Origin of the sequence: Streptacidiphilus jeojiensis (assembly GCF_042510965.1) — a bacterium.
Lineage (GTDB): Bacteria > Actinomycetota > Actinomycetes > Streptomycetales > Streptomycetaceae > Streptacidiphilus > Streptacidiphilus jeojiensis.
Map to the genome: position 1 here is coordinate 1,239,677 of NZ_JBEUKS010000001.1, position 18,920 is coordinate 1,258,596.

The window sequence follows — 18,920 nt, forward strand, 5'->3', positions numbered from 1 at the left end:
CTCCCCCACCACAACGACCAGGAGAGGAACGGTCAGTGCAGCCCAGCCCCCCTCGCATCGTGGAGCCGTGCGGGCCCAGCCCGGTCCTGTGCGGATTCGGCGGACACCTCCCCGAACCCGTGGTCACCAACCACGAGTTGGCGACCAGACTGGACACCTCCGACGAGTGGATCAGGCAGCGCACGGGGATCGCCCAGCGGCACCGCGTCGCACCCGGCGGTGCCACCTCCGACCTCGCCGTCGAAGCCGGTCGCCAGGCACTGGCCTCGGCCGGAGGCGGCACCGTGGACGCCGTGGTCCTCGCGACCTCCACCCCCGACCACATCAGCCCGGCCACGGCACCCGACGTCGCGGCCCGGCTCGGCCTCGGACCGGTCGCCGCCTTCGACATCGGGGCGGTGTGCAGCGGATTCGTCTACGGGCTGGCCGTCTCCGCGTCGCTGGTACGCGCCGGCGTCGCAACCCGGGTACTGCTGATCGGAGCCGACACCTACACCACCCTCGTCGATCCGAACGACCGCACCACCGCGATCCTCTTCGGAGACGGCGCCGGAGCGGTGGTCCTGCGAGCCGGCCGGGCCGGCGAGCCGGGCGCAGTGGGCCCCTTCGACCTGGGCAGTGACGGCACGCGCAAGGACCTGATCCTGGTCCCCAACGGCGGCTCCCGACAACGCTCCCGCTCTGCCCGGCCGCCGGTCGGGTCCGACCCCCGCGACGACCACGTCCATGTGGTCGGCGGAGAGGTCTTCCAGCACGCGGTACGCCGGATGTGCCAGTCCACCCGCAACGTCCTGGACAGCGCCGGCTGGTCCCTGGACGACGTCGCCCGGCTGCTCCCGCACCAGGCGAACCACCGGATCGCCACAGCCGTCGCCCGTCGGCTGGACCTCCCCGAGGACCGGCTGCTGTCCAACATCGAGCAGGTCGGGAACACCGCCGGCGCCTCCATCCCCCTGCTGCTGGCCCGGACCTGGGAACGCGGCCTGCTCCGACCCGGCGACAAGGTCGTCATCACCGCCTTCGGCGGCGGCCTCACCTGGGGCTCCGCCGCCATCAGCTGGCCGAGCCCCGGCCCTCCGGAAGACCCCCTCGGGCGCGAGTAGGAGAGAGACGTGAACAGCACCACCCAGCCCGGCGAAGCACTCCACCACCTCACCACCCTGCTGCACACCAGGTTCCGGATACCCCTGGCACTCCTGCTCCCCGACGCCACCTTCGAGTCCTTCAAGCTGGACTCCCTGGACATCGAGGAGATCCGCATGACGATCTGCGACGCCTACGGTTTCGACCTGTGGCGCGATGCCTACGACCCGCAGACCACGCTCGGTCGGGCCGCCGACGCCCTCAACCGTGGCGAGGACCTGTGACCTCGACGGACGGGCCCCTGGTCACCGGCCTCGGCATGGCCACCCGTGCCGGGCTCGGAACGGCGGCAGCCTGGGCGGCCGCCGCTGCCGGCGCCAACCCGGCCCCGGTCGCCGATCCGACGCTCACACGTCTGCCATGGCCGTACACCCACCGGGTCCCGCACGGCCTGGTGGAGCAGGCCCTGGGCACGGCGGAGTCGTGGCGCCACGACCGATTCACCCAACTGGCCCTGGTCGCCGCCACGGAAGCCCTCGCCGACGCCGGACTGGACCCGGCGCACTGGACGGGGGACCGAGTCGGCGTCGTATGCGGCACCGCGTTCGGGGGCGTCACCACCATCACCGAGCAGCAGCACGAACTGGATGCCTCGGGCAGCCGCTTCGTCTCCCCCTACCTGCTGCCCAAGTCGATGCCGAACATGGTCGCAGGCATCCTCGCCCTGACCTTCGGTGCCCGCGGCCCCTGCCTGGTCACCGCGTCAGCCTCGGCCTCCGGCCTCACCGCGATCGGCGTGGCAGCCGCGTTCCTGCGTTCCGGTGCCTGCGACCTCGTCCTGACGGGCGGCGCGGACTCCGCGCTCACCCCGTTGTGCATAGCCGGACTCGGACAGATCAACGTCCTGGCGCCCGACGGCATCTGTCGGCCCTTCTCCCCGGACCGCGCCGGATTCGTGCCCGCCGAAGGAGCAGCGATCCTGGTCCTCGAACGCCCCGATCACGCCCGGGCCCGCGGCGCCCGACCGCTGGCCCGCGTCGCCGGCTTCGGCTCCACGGCCGACGCGCACCATCCGCTGATGCCCGAACCCGCCGGCGCCGGACTCGCCGCCGCGATCAGGGCGGCGCTCCACGATGCCGAGGCGGTCCCCGAGCAGATCGACCTGGTCCACGCCCACGGCACCGGCACCCCGGCCGGCGACGCCGCCGAGGCCCGTGCCATCGCCGCCGTCCTCGGACCGGACGTCCCGGTCACCACGGCAAAGCCCTACATCGGCCACGCCTTCGGAGCCTCCGGAGCCATCAGCGCGGCACTGGCGATCCTCGGCATGACCCGGTCCGAGACCTTCACCCTTCCCGACCCCTTCACCCCGGACCCCGCCCTGCCCGTCATCCCCCTCAGCGGCGGGCTCCGACCCCACCACGTGCGGTCGGCTCTCTGCCAGGCCATCGGATTCGGCGGCCACAACACGGCGCTGCTGCTCACCGAGATCTGACACTCACTCGAGTGTGCCGTGCCGCCGGTCGCCGGTAGCCGGCCACACCGACCGGCTGCGGGCCCGGGCGTAATTCGTTTGACCTGGCGACAGGTCGACGCTGCACTGTGGCGGGACACCACGGGGTGTGGTGTCCGCACGCCGGGAGGGCAGCAGCAGCCATGGAGATCCGTCCCACGACCGACCAGGACCTCGACGTCTTCGTCGACACGATCAAGGCCGCGTTCGGGCAGTTCAGGGAGGCCACGAGCGATGGCCGCGGGGTCTCGTGGGCGGCGCTCGAAATGGACCGCAACCTGCTCGCGGTTACCGCGGACGGGCGGCCGGTCGGCACCGCCGGCGCGTACTCCTTCGAACTCACCCTGCCCGGTGAGACCGTCGTCCCCGCCGCCGGGGTGACCGCCGTCGGCGTCCTGCCCTCGCACCGACGCCAGGGCGTGCTCAGCGCGATGATGCGGCATCAGCTCACCGACCTGCGGGCCCGAGGGGAGTTCCTCTCCGTGCTGCTGGCCTCCGAGGCCGTGATCTACCGCAGGTTCGGCTACGGACCGGCGACCTACACCCAGAGGCTGACGGTGCCGCGCCACAAGGCCGCCCTCGCCCTCCCCCGGGCGCGCGGATCGGCGGACGACGCCCCGGCGACCGGCTCTGTCGAGCTTCTGCGGCGTGCCGAGTGCGGCGAGATCCTGGAAGAGGTCTACGACCGGTACCGGCGTGCACAGCCCGGCGCGTTGTCCCGGCCGCACCACTGGTGGGACTTGGGCGCGGGGCAGCCCCCCGTCTCCCCGGCGCCGCGCCACGTCGCCGTGCACCGGGACGCCGACGGCGTCCCGGACGGGTACGCCAGCTACTCGCTCGACGAGTCCCGCACCCTGACGGTCGACGAGACCATCGCCACCGACGACGCCGCCTCCACCGCCCTGGCCCGGTTCCTGCTCGGACACGACCTGGTCACCCAGGTCGTGTTCAAGCACGTCCCGCCCGAGCACCCGCTGCGCTGGCAACTCGCGGACTTCCGCGCCGCCGAGGTCAGCGGTGACACCGACTGGCTCTGGGTCCGGCTGCTCGACGTCCCGCGTGCCCTGACCGCGCGCGGCTGGTCCACGGACGGCGAGCTCGTCCTCGACGTCGACGACCCGTTCCTCGGCGAGCACGACCGCTACCTGCTGACCGTCCGCGACGGCAAGGCCGAGTGCGTCCCGACGGACCGCGAGCCCGACCTGTCACTCGACGTGAGCGACCTGGGCTCGGTCTACCTCGGCGGCACCGCTCCCAGCAGGCTCGTACGTGCCGGACACATCCGGGCCCACCACCCGGCTGCGGCCACCCTCGCCGACACCCTCTTCCACGCCGACCGCCCCCCGCACTGCCTGCACTGGTTCTGACCGCGCGGCCCGCCGGTCAGCCCCGCTCGAAGAACGTCTCGCTGTGGTCGTCCTGGGCCGTGCCGACGGAGTGGTCGGTGAGGAAAGGCATGCCGAGGAGGCCCTGGGACCAGTCGACCGACGGGCCGAAGTCCTTGAGCCAGTCGTAGAGCATGGTGCGGTGGATGATGCGCCACTCGCCGTCGCGTTCCTCCATCCGGTCCAGGTAGCGGCCGCCGAGGACGATGTCGGTGTCCTGGTCGCCGATGGTGATGCGGTGGTAGGCCGTTACATGGGTCTCGACCACAGCTGTTGTGCCCTGCAACTGGATCAGGCTCTGGCCCAGGGTGTGCAGGGTGACCGGGATGGTCGGCGCGCCGGGGACGACCCAGGCCAGGTACTCCTTGAAGGTGCCGAGGAAGATGCCGTGGTCGTCGGTGGCGTCGGGCCAGTAGCCGGCGCTGATCAGGTCCGCGTCGCGGCGGTCCTCGCCGCGGCTGAGGCGGGCCAGGCAGTCGCGGATCCGCTCGCGGGCGATGAGGCCGTCCAGATCGGCGGAGTCGGCGGAGTCGGCACTCATGACATCTCCCGCTTGTTGGTCAGCGGGCGCTGGTAGGAGGGGTCCTCGGTGCTGCGCGAGGGGACGCCGTTGAGGTCGATACCGGGCACGTCCGCGAACGGGATGGGCAGGGTGGGGACCAGGCCCGACCACTCGATGGCGTTGGTGCGCAGGACGATCCGCCACTGCCCGTCGCGGCGCTCCAGCCGGTCGATGTAGCGGCCGCCGGCGATCCAGTTGGACTCGTCCCGGTTGCGCCCGACGAACAGGTAGTAGGTCTCGGTGTGGGCGACGTCGCCGTCGATGTCGCAGGTGTTGTTCAGCAGATTGTGGTGCGTGGACACCTGTCCCCGCTCGTGGAGCACGATGGCCCAGTCGTAGAGTGCGGCCGCCCCGCCGACGAACTCCCCGGCGGCGATCACCGCGTCGTCATGGAAGGCCGAGAGGAACAGGTCCCGGTCGAAGCGGTCCATGCCCCGGCTGAAGCGGGTCAGGCAGTCGGTGATGTCCTGGCGGTCGAGCAGCTGCCCGACCCGGTCCAGTCTGTCCTCGGTCGTGGTCATGTCTTCTTCTCCGGATGCGTTGGGTTCGGCGCTCGGACGGGCGGCCAGATCGGTGAGCCGCGTTGCGCGCGCAGGGACGGTGGGGTCTGTCCGTCGACGTCGGTGACGCCGTAGTCCTGGGCGAGTTCGGCGGCGATCCAGGTTCCGCCGGAGCGGCGGATCAACTGCGGGTCCGCGGCGAGCGCGGCGATGACCCGGCCCGGGAACTCGACCGTCGAGCCGACCTGAGGGTTGGTCACCGTCCGTGCCGTCATGGCGGGATCGCGCCGCAGGTTGCGCTCCGCCCGCTCGGTGAAGGTCAGACCCAGCCACATCGACAGCGAGGTCACTCCGTACGGCTCCAGCTCCACCGCCATGTCGCGGGCCATCCGGTCCACGGCGGACTTGCAGATGCCGAAGACGACACCGTAGGTGTAGGTGACCCCCACATACCCGGAGGTGGCGACGATCAGGCCGGACTTCGCCGGGGCCATGATCCGTGCCGCATGCCAGGCCGCGACGAAGTTGGAGCGCACCCCGACATCGACCATCTCCCAGTTGGAGAGCGGCTTCTGCCAGAAGGGTTGAGGCTCGGTCAGGTCCTCGGGCAGCGAGAAGGCGTTGTTGACCAGGATGTCGAGTCGGCCCTGCTCCCGCTCGACCCGGTCGAAGAGCGCCGCGACCTGCTCGTCGTCCGCGTGGTCCACCTGGACGGCGATGCCCTGCCCGCCCCGGCGGTCCACCTCCAGGGCCGTCTCGCCGACGGTGCCGGGCAGCGGGTGGGAGCCAGGGGTGACGGTCCGTCCGGTGACGTAGACGGTCGCACCCTGTTCCGCGAGGGCCAGGGCGATTCCTTTTCCCACGCCCCGGCTGGCGCCGGTGACCACCGCGACCCTGCCTGCAAGAGAACCCATGGTCTACCCGTTGGCTTCGTCGGGCGCGTAGCCGAGGATTCCCTTGATCTCCAGGTAGTCGTGGAAGCCGAACTCGCCCCACTCGCGCCCGTTGCCGCTCTTCTTGTAGCCGCCGAAGGGGCAGTTGAAGTCGAATCCGTCGTTGATCGCGACATATCCCGCCCGGATGCGACGGGCGACGGCCCGGGCCTGGTCGAGGTCGGCCCCCGCCACATACCCGGCCAGGCCGTACTCGGTGTCGTTGGCGATCTCGACGGCATGGTCCACGCTGTCGTAGCCGTGGATGGTGACCACCGGGCCGAAGATCTCCTCGCGGGCGATGGTCATGTCACTGGTCACCTCGGCGAAGACGGTGGGCTTCACGTAATAGCCCCGCGGAAGGCCGTCCGGGCGTCCGGTGCCGCCGGACACCAGGGTGGCGCCCTCGTCGATGCCCTTCTGGATCAGTGCCTGGATCTTGTCGAACTGGGCTCCCGAGACCACCGGGCCCATTACGAAGTCACCGTTGGGGTCGCCCACGGTCACCTGGGACACGGCCTCGCGCGCCGCTTCCACGGCCTCCTCCATCCGCGCGGCGGGCACCAGCATCCGCGAGGGCGCACTGCAGGTCTGCCCGGAGTTGCCCATCATGGTGGTGACGCCCTTGCCGACGTTCTCGGCGAAGTCCTGGTCGTCCAGGATGATGTTCGGGCTCTTGCCGCCCAGTTCCTGGGTCACCCGCTTGACGCTGGGCGCCGCGTTCCTGGCGATCTCGATGCCGGCCCGGGTCGAGCCGGTGAACGAGATCATGTCGACGTCGGGATGCACCGAGAGCGGCACCCCCACGCTCGGACCGTCGCCCTGGACCAGGTTGAACACCCCGGCGGGGACGCCCGCGGCGTCCAGGATCTCGGCGAAGACCTGCCCGGTGAAGGGCGACTGCTCCGAGGGCTTGAGCACCACGGTGCAACCGGTCGCCAGCGCGGGGAAGAGCTTCACCGCGATCTGGTTCATCGGCCAGTTCCACGGCGTGATCAGGCCGCAGACGCCTATCGCCTCCTTGACGATCAGTGTCGCGCCGCGCTGCTCCTCGAAGGTGAAGTCCCGGAGCACCTCGATCGCCGTGGTCAGGTGTCCGACCCCGAGCCCGACCTGGAAGCCGTGGGCGAGCGCGCTCGGCGCGCCCATCTCCTCGGTCAGCGCGGCGGCGAGGTCCCCGGCCCGGTTCTGGTACACGTCCAGGATGTTCTGGAGCACCTCCAGCCGCTCCTTGACGCTGGTCGCCGACCAGCCGGGGAAGGCCGCCCGGGCGGCTGCGACCGCCCGGTCCACGTCGGCGGCCGAGCCGACCGCCACCCGGCCGCAGACCTCCTCGGTCGCGGGGTTCACCACGTCCAGGGTCCGCGGCTGCACCGGATCGATCCACCGGCCGCCGATGTAGAACTGACCGTATTCACGCATCACTGCGTCCCCTCCGCGTACCAGGTCCGGAACTCGTCATAGCTCGGCATCTCCTCCGAGTTCGCCTTAGGGTCGACCGCGACGTGGATGACGCCGGGCCGGCCGCTGGCGTAGGCACGCTTGATGGCAGGGCCGATCTCCTCGTCCGTTTCGACGTACTCGCCGTAGCAGCCGAAGCCCTCGGCGACCTTGTCCAGCCGCGTCCTGGTGCTCCAGTGCGTGCCGGTCTCCAGCGACCCCTGGCCGAAGGTGCGCTTGTAGACGCCCACCTCCAGGCCCCAGGCGTAGTCGACGGCCACCACGCACACCAGCGGCAGGCTCAGCCGCGCGGCCGTCTCCAGTTCGGCGATGTGGAACTGGAACGAGGAGTCCCCGGTGATGAGCATCAGCGGACGTCTGCGGCCCTCGGCCACCGAGGCGCCGATCGCGTACGGCAGCCCGGTGCCCAGGTGGCCGAAGTTCTGGTTCCACATCACGTCATGGGGCTTGGCCTGGGAGTAGGTCCAGCCGAAGATCGTGGTGGCACCGCCGTCGCGCACCATGATGCCCTCCCTGGGGAAGACCTTGGTCGCCTCGACGATCAGGCGTGCGGGATGCACCGGCGACATCCCGGAGGGAGCCGTCTCCGCCAGTTCCGCCAGCTGGGCCGCATCCTGCTGGATCCAGCCGTCGAGGCCGGGAGCGGGGCTGCGCGGCGTGTCCTTGAGCGCCTCGACCAGCTGCGGGACGACCGCGCGCAGGTCGCCCACCAGCGGGACGTCGACCGAGCGGTTGACGCCGATGGCCTGCGGGTCCTGCTCGACCAGGATCCACCTGCGGTTGGCCTCGTTCGCCACCCAGTGCCGGCCCTTGCCGTAGTGGACCGGCTCACCGAGCTCGGTGCCGATGGCCAGGCACAGGTCGGACGTCACCACCGCGTCGATGGCCGCCGCCGAGAATCCGTAGGGGAAGGTACGGTCCTCCAGCCCCTCGATGTACGAGGTGCCGCCCGAGGTCTGGATGACCGGACAGGCCATCAGATCGGCCAACGCCTTGACCGACGCACCGGCCCGGGCGGTGTGCACGCCGTGGCCGACCAGCAGGATCGGCCGCTCGGCCGCGCCGATGTAGCGCACCGCCTCGGCGATCCGGTCCGGTCCTGCGGTCTGGTCCACCAGGCGGTAGGACCGGGGCGGCAGCGCCGGAGGTACCTCCAGCTCCTGCTGGATCACCTGGGAGGGGTATTCGATGTAGACCGGGCCCGGTGTTCCGGACAGGGCCTTGCGCAGGCCCTCACGGATGATCTCGTCGGTCTGGTCCGCGTACTCGATGCTGGCGCAGTACTTGACCGAGGGCTCGAACAGGGCGGCCTGGCTGACGAACTGGATGCGGCCGCGGCGGACCCGCTGTTCGGTGATGCGGGCGCGCTGGCCGCCCAGGAAGACCACCGGCGAGTTCTCGACCTTGGCGCACATCATGGCGCCGGCCAGGTTGGCGACGCCCGGGCCCAGCGTGCCGATGCACACCGCGGGCCTGCCGGTCATCCGCGACACCGCTTCGGCCATGAAGCCGGCGGACTCCTCGTGGTGCGGGGCGATCACGTTCCAGCCGCGCTCCTCGGCGAGGTGGAACATGTGGACGAAGTTCGGATCGGGAATCCCGAAGAGGGTGTTGATGCCCTCTGCTTCGAACAAGTCCAGAATGCGTTCAAAGACCTTGACCGGCATGCTAGTTGCCGCCCTTCATTGCGATCGCGAAGCTGTTGCCGATGTGGTCGACGAAGCCCGAGGGGACGACCGGCAGGATCCAGGGGTCGGCGGTGTCGCGGATGGTGGCGATCTGCTCAGCGACCTGGTCGATCGTCCAGGACGGCTGGTACACCCCGACCGTCTCGGCCACGAAGGCCCTGGCCACCCGGCCGGCCATGGTCACCAGCAGTTCCCCGCTGATCGAGCAGGACTCGTGGGCCAGCCAGCCCACGGCCGGTGCCGTCAGTTCCGGGCCCATCGGCGGGTACGCCGAGGTGTCGATCCCCTCGGCCAGCCTGGTCAGCGCACCGGGGGCGATGACGTTGCTCCTCACCCCGTGCTCCGCCCCCTCCAGCGCGACCACATGGGACAGACCGATCACTCCCGCCTTGGCGGCGCTGTACCCGGCGACCTCGTGGTTGCCGTACAGTCCGCCGATCGACGAGGTCAGCACCACCCGGCCGTAACCCGCCTCGCACATCACCGGAAACGCCGGCCGGACCACGTGGAAGGCGCCCCGCAGATGGACGTCCAGGACCGCGTCGAAGTCCTCGTACGACATCTGTGCCAGCGGCGCCCGCCGGACGTTCCCGGCGTTGTGGATCAGGATGTCGATCCGGCCGTAGCTGTCGAGCGCCGACTGGACGATCGCCTGCCCGCCCTCGGCCGTCGCCACGGACTCGGTGCAGGCGACCGCTTCGCCCCCGGCGGCCTTGATCTCCCGGACCACCTCCTCCGCGGGACCGCTGTCGGCGCCCTTGCCGCTCAGGTCGAAGCCCGGGTCGTCGACGACGACCTTGGCCCCCTTGGAGGCGAGCAGCAGGGCGTAGGCGCGTCCCAGCCCCCGGCCGGCTCCGGTGACCACGGCCACCCGGTCGTCGAATCCCAGCTCAGGCATCGGGGGTTCCCTCCAGTACCAGGCCGGCCATCTCGCCCGAGTCGCGCCAGGCCTGCAACAGGTCCTCCAGGACGTAGAAGCCGGGCCAGTAGGGGTCGCCCAGGTGCGACCGGATCTGCTGCTCGCCCTCGTTGTTGTAGTAGCCGGGCGTGCACTCCCGCTGGAAGTTGGTGTTGTCGACCGCGCTCTCCCTGACGGTCGTGCACCACTTCTCCTGGGCCTCCGCGGTGGGCTCCACGGACGTGGCGCCGCGGGCCAGGGTCTCCTTGATGATGTAGGCGATGTGGTCGGCCTGCTGCTCGAACATCGCGGTGGTGCTCGCGGTCACGCCGCCCTGGATGTAGCCGGTGTAGAACTGGTTGGGGAAGCCGTGGCTCATGGTGCCGTGCAGGGTGCGGTAGCCGTCGGCCCAGTGCTGGTAGAGCGAGAGGCCGTCGCGGCCGGTGTACGGCTGGATGCCGAGGCGACGGTCCAGGTCGGTGGTGATCTCGAAGCCGCTGGCGAAGACGATGCAGTCGACCTCGTGCTCGACGCCGTCAGCGACGATGCCCTTCGCGGTGATGCGCTCGACGCCCTTGGTGCCCGAGACGTCGACGAGGGTGACGTTGGAGCGGTTGAACGTAGGCAGGTACTGGTCGCTCATGCACGGCCGCTTGCAGAGGAAGCGGTAGTAGGGCTTGAGCGCCTCCGCCGTCGCGGGGTCGTCGACGATCTCGTCGATGCGGTCGCGCAGCCGCTGCATCGCGCGGTAGTCCTGAAGCTCCCTCAGTTCCATGAACGTCTCGGGGTCCGCCAGCGCGGCCCAGCCGTCGGTGGCGTCCAGGTGCGCGGCCAGGTTGCGGCTGACCTCGGTCCAGCCGTCGCAGACCAGGTCCGGCTGGCCCGGGCCGAAGGCCTCGAAGGCCGCTGTGTGGAAGTTGCGCTGGATCTCCTTCTGCCAGCCCGGCTTCAGGGTCTTGACCCACTCGGGATCGGTGGGCACGTCGCCGCGCTCGTCGATGTACGACGGCGTCCGCTGGAAGACGTAGAGGTGCTCGGCGGTGCGGGCGATGTGCGGAATGATCTGGACACCGCTGGCACCCGTGCCGATGACGGCGATGCGCTTGCCGGCGAGCCGGTCCAGCCCGCCGTTGATGTCGCCGCCGGTGTACTCGTAGTCCCAGCGCGCCGAGTGGAAGGTGTGCCCCTGGAAGTCCGTGATCCCGGGGATCCCGGGGAGCTTCGGGCGGTTGAACGGCCCCTGGCACATGATGACGAAGCGGGCCAGGATCTCGTCGCCGCGGTTGGTGCCGATCCGCCAGCGGTTGATCTCCTGATCCCACTCCATCGAGCGGATCAGGGTGCTGAAGACCGCGTTGTCGTAGAGGTCGAAGTGCTTGCCGATGCGCTGGCAGTACTCGAAGACCTCGTCCCCCATCGCGTACTTCTGCTTCGGGATGTAGCCGACCTCTTCGAGCAGCGGGAGGTAGCAGGTACTGTCCACGTCGCACTGGATGCCGGGGTAGCGGTTCCAGTACCAGGCGCCGCCGAAGTCGCCGGCCTGCTCGATGACCCGGAGGCTGGAGACGCCGCTCTGCTTGACCCGGGCCGCCGCGAGCAGGCCCGAGAATCCGCCGCCGAGGACGGCCACGTCGATCGACTCCGAGATCGGGGGGCGGGGCACGACCGGGGTGTACGGGTCGCTCTCGTAGTACTCCTCGAACTCGCCCTCGGCCACCAGGTACTGCTGCTGCCCTTCGGGGCGGATCCGCTTGTCCCGCTCGAACAGGTACTTCGTCCTGAGGGCCGCGTGGTCGATCTCGGGGGTCGGTGTCGGTGCGCATTTCGGCATGCGGATTCCTCGGCTCGGGCTGTCGGTTCGTCAGGTGCCAGGTGTCAGGCGCCAGGTGTCAGGTGCCAGGTGTCAGGTGCCAGGCGTCAGGTGAGGTCGCGCGGTGCGCCGGTGCCCATGTAGCGGGCCAGGTTGTGGTGCAGGTTCACGATGCTGCGCTCGCGGTAGGGGTTGGGCTTGGGGCCGGTGAAGCCGCGCGCCTTCATGCCCTTCTGGACCGCGGCCATGTTGGAGAAGTCCTGTGGCAGCACGGTGCGCCAGGCCGGGTCGCCCACCGGGGTGAACTCCCACTCCGTCTGCGGCTCCTGGCCCTCCGGGTACAGCTCGTAGACGGCTGCCTCGAAGATGCACTTGTTCGGGTCGTAGCCGTAGGGTCGGGCGCCGTAGCAGAGCATGTTGTTCAGGGCGTGGCCGATCTGGAAGTTGGGGAAGATCTGCCAGGCCGTGCCGCTCTTTCCGACGGCCTCGGGGGCGACGGTGGGCCAGACCACGCCGCGCGCCGCGTCGTCGCGGCGGGCCGAGTCCAGCCAGTGCCGCAGCACCTGGTCTGCCGGCGTTCCCTCGGGCAGTTCGTCGACCAGCCGGTTGGCCGCGTCCACCAGTGTCCGGGTGGTGTTGGTGTTGGCGTTCTCCCAGGTGAAGTTCTGCAGGTCGGCCGTGGACACCCGGGGGTCGCCGCCGGTGCCGAGGCGCAGCTTGGCCTGGTTCTCGTCCAGGCCCTTGGGGGCGTCGTAGCCGATGTTGCTGTGCTTGCCCTGGGCCCGGGACCAGCCGAGGAAGCTGCCGTAGGTCATGAACTCCGGGTGGGTCTGCTGCACGTGGTAGGTCTCCATGAAGGCCTCCAGGGCGGTCTTCCAGTTGCAGTCGAAGACCAGCCAGCGGCGCCAGCGGTACCGCATGTTCTGCAGCCGGAAGGGGTCGAGCAGGGTGGCCGCGGGTTCGAGGTAGTCGCGCAGCGGTTCGCACTCCGGGTCCAGGTTGATCCAGATCCAGCCGCCCCAGGTGTCCAGTCTGACCTCGGCCAGCCGGGTGTTCTGCTCGTTCAGCCCGCACGGCCAGTCCTCCCCCAGGGCCACCCGGGTGCATTCGCCCTCCAGGTTGTACCGCCACCCGTGGAACCCGCAGACGAACATCCTGCGGCGGCCGCGAGTGTCCCTGGCTCCCGGTGGGGTGTCGACCAGCGGACGCCCCCGGTGCGAGCAGACGTTGTAGTAGGCGCGGATGGTGTCCGCCGAGGTGCGCACGACGATGATCGAGTCGTCGAGGATGTCGTAGCTGAGGTAGTCGCCCACCCTGGGGAGCTCCTCGACCCGGCCGACCTGCTGCCAGACCCTGCCCCACAACTTGTCCCGCTCGGCCCGGGCGTACTCCTCGGAGACGTAGGCCTCGACGCCGATGGTGAGGGGCTCCGACAGCGGTTCTGTAGGTTCCTGAGTGCTCATCACATTCTCCAACTCGCGCGTCAGCGCGTTATGGCGGCGCGGAACGACTCGTCCTTGAGGAACAGGGAGGTGTTGTCGGCGGCCAGATGGGTCCATTTGAGGTTGAGACCGCCGTCGACCAGCAGGGTCTGCCCGGTGATGTAGCTCGACAGCTCGGACAGCAGGAACAGCACTGCTCCCGCCTGCTCCTCGGGGCGGCCCCGTCGCCCCATGGCGATGGCGCGGCGGTCGCGTTCGGCGTCCTGGTCGACGTAGGTGGCCGAGGCCGGGGTCTCGGTCACGCCCGGCGCGACGGCGTTCACCCGGATGCCGTCGCCGGCCAGTTCGACGGCCATGGTGCGGGTCGCCGCCACCAGCGCCGCCTTCGCCGTGCCGTAACCGATGTGCAGCGGCGCCGAGTTCATGCCGCTGATGGAGGAGATCGAGACGATCGACCCCGGCCGGCGCTGCGACTTGAGCTGCGCGGCGACCGCCTGGCTCATGAAGAACATCGTCTCCAGGTTCTGGGTGAACAGCTCGCGCCAGTCCGCCCGGGTCACCCGGGTGGACGGCATCCAGGTCGAGGGGGCGGCCCCGCCGGCCACGTTGACCAGCCCGTACAGGTCCCCCTCGGTCCGTGCGACCTGCTCCATCACGGTCGCGATGCCCTCGTCGGTGGAGGCGTCGGCGGCGATCGGCACGACCGGCAGGCCCTGCGCTGCCAGCGGTGCGACGTGCGTCTCCAGGTTCTCCTTGGAGCGGCTCACCGCGATCACGGTCGCCCCGGCGCGGGCGGCCATGGCGGCCACGGTGGTGCCGATGCCACCGCCGCCCGCACCCGACACGATGACGATGCGTCCGTCCAGACTGAGCAGGTCGTTGCTCATGACGATGCCTCAACTCTCCCGCAGTCGCAGCGCCATGACGCTGCCTTCGGCGTCGGCGGAGAGGTAGAGGGTGCCGTCGGGGCCGGCCGCGATGCCGGAGAAGGGTCCCTGCGGTCCGGAGAACGGCGGCAGTCCGCGCAGTGGTTTGGGGGTCACCCCGGGCGGGGCGCCCACCGGAAGCTCGCGGGCGATGGTCTGCCGGGTCCGGGTCGCCAGATCGACACCGACCAGCGTCTTGGTGCCGGCGTCGACGATGTACAGCACTCCGTCCCGGACCAGGATCCCGTGGGGCTTCTCCAGGCCGTCCGCCACCGTGTCGACGCCGGAGGCTCCGGAGCCGGCGACCGCGACGATCCTTCCGCCGCCCGCCTCCGAGACCAGGCATGCGCCGTCGGGGGCGAAGGCCACGCCCAGCGGCTGGTTGAGTCCGGTGGCCAGTACCTCGACCCGGCCGGAGCCGACGGACAGCACCCGTCCGGTGCCGAACTCCGCCGCCACCACGGCCCCGCCGGGGGCGACCGCCACGCCGTAGAGCTGGTCCAGGCCGTCGGCCAGTACCTCGCTCTCGTTGCTCGCCGGCCGGTACCGGGAGACCTGTCCGCCGGAGGTGGTGACGATGAACTCGCCGCCGCCGACGGCGGTCACCCCGCGGACGAAGCCCGGGTAGCCGGGGGTGAACAGCATCCCCAGCGTCTGCAGCCCGCCCTGGCCGTCCGGGCGGAGCCGGTAGAAGTAGGTGCCGTCGGCGACGTAGAGGTTGCCGTCGTCGCCCACGGTCATGTCCAGCGGCCAGTTGAAGCCGCCCGGCAGGGTGGTCCTGGTCGCTCCCCCGCCGAGGATCTCGGTGATCTCCCCGGTGAAGTTGGAGACGAACAGCCGGCCGTCGACGAAGGTGCAGTTGTCCAGGCCGGGGGTCAGCGCGGCCAGCACGGTGCGGTCGCCGTTGCGGGGGTTGATCCGCAGCACCTGGCCGCTGGCCACCTGGGTGGAGACGATGAAGCCCTCGGCGTCGAACTTCACCGAGTCGGGGACCCCGAGGTCCCCGGCGACCCGCTCGGGCTCGCCGCCGTCCGGATGGATCCGCCAGATGTCGTTGGTCCCCATCACCGGGTAGTAGAGCATCCCGTCGGGGCCGACCTCCATGGCGTTGGGCATCGCCATGTTCTCCAGCAGGATGCGCGGCGCGCCGCCGTTGGGGTCCAGCTCCATCAGCCGCCCGCCGACCCGGCACTCGTTGATGAACAGTCGGTCCTGGTGCACGGTGATGCCGTTGGCGCTGGGCAGGTCGTCGCGCAGCAGCCGGGTGCGGCCGTCGGCGCCGCGCATGCTCACCCGGCCGTCCATGACCTCGGTGGCGTAGAGGTTGCCCTGGGAGTCGAAGGCCACGTCGTCGGGGGCGATGATCTCGCCGCCCTTGGCGCTGATGGTCTCCAGCCGGCCGGTCACCACGTCCAGGGCGCTGATCTGACTGCCGGTCACCTGCGCGACGTAGATGCGGCCGTCGGGGCCGGTGCGCAGACCGTTGGCACCGAAGAGCCGGCTGGGCGGGGTGAGCCGTTCCAGGCTCCATCCGTCGGCGAGGGTGATCGAGGTGCCACTGATGTATCGCGCGCCCTGCATCAACATGCTCGGAGAATAATGTTCTGATCTTTCAGAACACAATACTCATGCACGAAAACCTGATTCTCGCGGGGTTTGCTTGTCAGGGTCAGCCTGACGCGCTACTTTCAAGACCCGGGCGTCAGGGTGAGCCTGACGCACCTTCACGGATGGAGGCGGCCCATGTCGGCCAAGCTCTTCGGCGATCGGATGATCCACTGTTCCTTCTGCGCCAAGCCGGAGGCCGAGGTCAGCAAGGTGATCGCCGGCCCCGGTGTCTACATCTGCAACGAGTGCGTGCGCCTGTGCGACGAACTGCTGGCCCAGCCCGCCAAAGAGCCGGCCGAGCCCAGCGATCAGCCCGAGATTCCGATCGCCGACAGCATGACGGTCGAGGAGATCCTCGGCCTGCTCCCCCGGATCGCATCCGTCAGCGGCCAGGTCGACGCGAGTCTGCAGACCTGGGTCGACCGCCTGCGCGCCCGTGGGGTGTCCTGGACGAAAATCGGCGACGCTCTGGGGGTGGCCCGGCAGTCCGCCTGGGAGAAGTTCGCCGAGCAGGGCTGACGGCGTTACTGACGCCGGATCAGCCGAGCGTCCCGTTGTGGATGCACTCCTCGACGAACGACAGGATCTTCAGGTGGTACGCCAGGGCCGTCAGCCCGATGCTCAGGTTGTGGCCGCCCTCCGCCTGCTCCTCGACCACCACCCGGGGGGAGGCGGTGAACAGGGCCGCGATGTCCGCCAGCGCCTCGGGGCCCGAGCGCCAGACCCGCTCGTACTCGCCGAGGGTGAAGTGCACCGGGATCCGCACCCGGGCGGCGACGTCCGGGAACTGCTCCGCCCAGTGCTCCGCCACATAGCCCTCGTACGGCGGACCGGCGGAGATGATGCGGGAGCCGCCGACGACCTCGTCCGGGTAGAGCCGGGCCGGCTCCCAGATCAGGTCGCGGACACCGCGGCCGGACCTCCTCGGCCAGGACCGGTCCTGCTTCCAGCCCTCCATGATCTCCACCGCGCCCTCGTGGTGCCGGGTCCCGGTGCCGGACAGCTCCACGCCCAGCAGATCCTTGCCGCGGTCGTCGGCGGCCACCCGGGCCGCCAGCTCGCAGCCGATCGAGTGCGCCAGCACGAACACCCCGGCCCCGCGCGGACGCCCGTCCAGCAGCCGGTCCAGCGCGGCGTACACCAGGTCGACCCTGCGGGCGGGATCGCCCATCTCGTCGCCGCGCTGGTAGGAACTGCCGTAGCCGGGCCGGTCCAGGGCGATCACGGTGAACCCGAGCGCCGCGGCAGTGCGCAGCAGCGACTGCCGCGGCCGGTCCGGGTAGTCGAAGTACCGCGAGGTCACCGCGCCGCCGTGCAGGGCGAGGATCACCGCCTGCGGCTGCGCCGCCTCCAACTGCAGGGCGGACATGGGGATGCCGTCGACGTCGACGACGCGGTGCACCGGAGCTGACCCGCTGTCGGTCAACGGTCCGCCCTGAGCAGGATCACGCCGCTGGTGGCCAGGCCGCCGGTGCTGACGACGGCCACCTGCGCGCCGTCCACCTGCCTCGGCCCGCCCTGTCCGCGCAGTTGGACCACCGCCTCCTCGAACAGCCCCAGGCCGTGGGTGCGCCCGTGCGAGAGCTGGCCGCCGTGGGTGTTCAGCGGCAGTACGCCGTCCCTGGCGATGTTCTTGCCGCCGTCCAGGAAGTCCTTGCCCTCGCCGATCCCGCAGAAGCCCAGCGCCTCGATCCAGGACAGGCAGTTGAAGGTGAATCCGTCGTACAGCTCGGCCACGTCGACGTCGGAGGGACGCAGTGAGGTGCGCGACCAGAGGTGGGCGGCCTGGCCGAGCACCTGCGGTTCATGGGTCAGCGTGCTCTGGTCCCATTCGAGCCGCTCCAGGATCTGCGTTCCGACCGCCTCCACCAGCACCGGCGACCTGGCCTGGTCCCGGGCCAGGTCACGGGCCGCATCCACGGCCGAGACGATCACGGCGACGGCACCGTCGCAGGGCACGTCGCAGTCGTAGAGCCCGAACGGGGTGGTGACCGTCCTGGCCTGCAGGTAGTCGTCCATGGTCAGCGGATCGCGGTAGACCGCGGTGGGGTTAAGCGCGGCGTTCGCCCGCTGGTTGAGCGCGATCCAGCCCAGCGTCTCACGGGTGGTCCCGTACTGGTGGAAGTGCCGCTGGGCGTTCTGGGCCAGGGTGTGCGCGGCCGACACCGCGCCGAACGGCTTCAGCCAGCCGGCGTCCCCCGAGCCGGCGGCGCCGGGGTCCAGGCTGCCGCGGCGCAGCAGTTCGCTGTAGCTGGCCTCCCAGACGGTCCGGAAGCACAGCACGTGCCGGGCCAGGCCGCCGGCGACCGCCAGCATCGCCGCGATCACCGAGCCGCCCGGACCGAAGGTCTCGCCGCCGCCGTTGTACCAGGTGGGCCGGATGCCCAGGGCGGACTCCAGGGCCGTCACGCCGCCTTCGGAGAAGCCGCCGAAGGCTCCGGCGCCCGGGTAGCTGGCCAGTCCGTCGATGTCGTCGATGGTCAGGCCGGCGTCCGCGATCGCGCGTTCGCAGGCGGTCACCGTCAGCGACAGCGGCGGGACCATCAGCCGGCGTCCGATCTCGGAGCTGCCGATGCCGCTGATGGCGACCTTGTCCTCGAACTTGTCCGGCGTGGCCATCGGGCGCACCCGGCTGCGGAACTGATCCGGCGCCACCTCGTCCGCCGGCAGCGGGACCGGCTCGCCCTGTTCGGCCGCAGGCCGGAACAGCGGCAGCCACACCCCGCCGTCCTGCTGGAAGACCACCTCCATCCGCATGCCCAGGTGGAGCTGCTCGGGGTCGCACTCGACGGCGTTGGTGGTCAGCCTGACCCGGGGGTCCTCCTCGATCGCGACCTGGGCCACGACATAGGGGGCCGGCATCCCGGGCAGGCTGAACCGGTGGTTGACGGTGAATCCGATCAGGGTCGCGAAACCGGAGACGGCGCGCACCCCGCTCTCGCGCCCCCGGCAGTACCGGCAGACCGGTTGCGGTGGATGGATCAGGGCCGCGCACGACCCGCACTCCTGGAACCGCAACCGGCCGTCCGCCCCGGACGTCCAGTAGAACCTGTTCGCCTCCGTCAGTTGAGGCAGTGGGCGTCCTGAGGCTTCCGACACGTCGTCTCCCGGA

The 18,920-nt window shown here is 70.5% G+C and carries 17 protein-coding genes; 5 read left to right on the forward strand and 12 right to left on the reverse strand.

The window, feature by feature from the left end; translation table 11 throughout:
• The first annotated feature begins 35 nt into the window (after positions 1–35).
• The 4 genes from ABUW04_RS05675 (at position 36) to ABUW04_RS05690 (ending at position 3,963) form a co-directional block, all read left to right on the forward strand.
• Positions 36–1,103, forward strand: coding sequence for a beta-ketoacyl-ACP synthase III (locus ABUW04_RS05675; protein ID WP_380563294.1), 1,068 nt, complete (start codon positions 36–38; stop codon positions 1,101–1,103).
• Positions 1,104–1,112: 9 nt separating this feature from the next.
• A complete protein-coding gene (locus ABUW04_RS05680) occupies positions 1,113–1,367 on the forward strand; it encodes a hypothetical protein (RefSeq protein WP_380563296.1) in 255 nt (84 codons plus the stop codon).
• Positions 1,364–2,578, forward strand: coding sequence for a beta-ketoacyl-[acyl-carrier-protein] synthase family protein (locus ABUW04_RS05685; RefSeq protein ID WP_380563298.1), 1,215 nt, complete (start codon positions 1,364–1,366; stop codon positions 2,576–2,578). The genes ABUW04_RS05680 and ABUW04_RS05685 overlap by 4 nt, the downstream gene beginning before the upstream one ends.
• A 161-nt stretch (positions 2,579–2,739) precedes the next feature.
• Positions 2,740–3,963, forward strand: a complete 1,224-nt coding sequence (locus tag ABUW04_RS05690) for a GNAT family N-acetyltransferase (RefSeq protein ID WP_380563300.1) — start codon at positions 2,740–2,742, stop codon at positions 3,961–3,963.
• 16 nt (positions 3,964–3,979) lie between these two features.
• Here ABUW04_RS05690 and ABUW04_RS05695 read toward each other — a convergent pair whose 3' ends face one another.
• The 10 genes from ABUW04_RS05695 to ABUW04_RS05740 all read right to left on the reverse strand — a co-directional run bounded on the left by ABUW04_RS05695 (position 3,980) and on the right by ABUW04_RS05740 (position 15,787).
• On the reverse strand, positions 3,980–4,522 hold the full coding sequence (locus ABUW04_RS05695) for a nuclear transport factor 2 family protein (RefSeq protein ID WP_380563302.1): 543 nt from the start codon (positions 4,520–4,522) through the stop codon (positions 3,980–3,982).
• Complete coding sequence (locus ABUW04_RS05700; RefSeq protein WP_380563304.1) at positions 4,519–5,064, reverse strand: nuclear transport factor 2 family protein; 546 nt, start codon at positions 5,062–5,064, stop codon at positions 4,519–4,521. Before ABUW04_RS05700 ends, ABUW04_RS05695 begins: the two co-directional genes overlap by 4 nt.
• Positions 5,061–5,957 (reverse strand): SDR family NAD(P)-dependent oxidoreductase, encoded by an 897-nt coding sequence (locus ABUW04_RS05705; protein ID WP_380563306.1) that lies wholly within the window; start codon positions 5,955–5,957, stop codon positions 5,061–5,063. The genes ABUW04_RS05700 and ABUW04_RS05705 overlap by 4 nt, the downstream gene beginning before the upstream one ends.
• A gap of 3 nt (positions 5,958–5,960) precedes the next feature.
• A complete protein-coding gene (locus ABUW04_RS05710; protein ID WP_380563308.1) occupies positions 5,961–7,397 on the reverse strand; it encodes an aldehyde dehydrogenase family protein in 1,437 nt (478 codons plus the stop codon).
• The gene (locus ABUW04_RS05715; RefSeq protein ID WP_380563310.1) at positions 7,397–9,103 is read right to left on the reverse strand and encodes a thiamine pyrophosphate-binding protein; all 1,707 of its coding nucleotides are present in this window, start codon (positions 9,101–9,103) and stop codon (positions 7,397–7,399) included. The genes ABUW04_RS05710 and ABUW04_RS05715 overlap by 1 nt, the downstream gene beginning before the upstream one ends.
• 1 nt (position 9,104) lies before the next feature.
• Positions 9,105–10,022 carry an SDR family NAD(P)-dependent oxidoreductase gene (locus ABUW04_RS05720; protein ID WP_380563312.1) on the reverse strand — a complete coding sequence of 306 codons (918 nt, stop codon included), beginning with the start codon at positions 10,020–10,022 and terminating at the stop codon, positions 9,105–9,107.
• Positions 10,015–11,853, reverse strand: coding sequence for a flavin-containing monooxygenase (locus ABUW04_RS05725; protein WP_380563314.1), 1,839 nt, complete (start codon positions 11,851–11,853; stop codon positions 10,015–10,017). Before ABUW04_RS05725 ends, ABUW04_RS05720 begins: the two co-directional genes overlap by 8 nt.
• An 86-nt stretch (positions 11,854–11,939) precedes the next feature.
• The gene (locus ABUW04_RS05730) at positions 11,940–13,295 is read right to left on the reverse strand and encodes an aromatic ring-hydroxylating oxygenase subunit alpha (RefSeq protein ID WP_380563316.1); all 1,356 of its coding nucleotides are present in this window, start codon (positions 13,293–13,295) and stop codon (positions 11,940–11,942) included.
• A gap of 20 nt (positions 13,296–13,315) precedes the next feature.
• Positions 13,316–14,161 (reverse strand): SDR family NAD(P)-dependent oxidoreductase, encoded by an 846-nt coding sequence (locus ABUW04_RS05735; protein ID WP_380563319.1) that lies wholly within the window; start codon positions 14,159–14,161, stop codon positions 13,316–13,318.
• A 9-nt stretch (positions 14,162–14,170) separates the two neighbouring features.
• On the reverse strand, positions 14,171–15,787 hold the full coding sequence (locus ABUW04_RS05740; protein ID WP_380563321.1) for an SMP-30/gluconolactonase/LRE family protein: 1,617 nt from the start codon (positions 15,785–15,787) through the stop codon (positions 14,171–14,173).
• Between the two features lie 156 nt (positions 15,788–15,943).
• Between ABUW04_RS05740 and ABUW04_RS05745 the strand changes: the two genes are divergently transcribed.
• Positions 15,944–16,327, forward strand: coding sequence for a ClpX C4-type zinc finger protein (locus ABUW04_RS05745; RefSeq protein ID WP_380563323.1), 384 nt, complete (start codon positions 15,944–15,946; stop codon positions 16,325–16,327).
• A gap of 19 nt (positions 16,328–16,346) precedes the next feature.
• On the opposite strand, the gene ABUW04_RS05750 is transcribed toward ABUW04_RS05745, so the two are convergent.
• Positions 16,347–17,234, reverse strand: coding sequence for an alpha/beta hydrolase (locus ABUW04_RS05750; RefSeq protein ID WP_380563325.1), 888 nt, complete (start codon positions 17,232–17,234; stop codon positions 16,347–16,349).
• Positions 17,231–18,907, reverse strand: coding sequence for a thiolase C-terminal domain-containing protein (locus ABUW04_RS05755; protein ID WP_380563327.1), 1,677 nt, complete (start codon positions 18,905–18,907; stop codon positions 17,231–17,233). The genes ABUW04_RS05750 and ABUW04_RS05755 overlap by 4 nt, the downstream gene beginning before the upstream one ends.
• Positions 18,908–18,920: the final 13 nt, after the last annotated feature.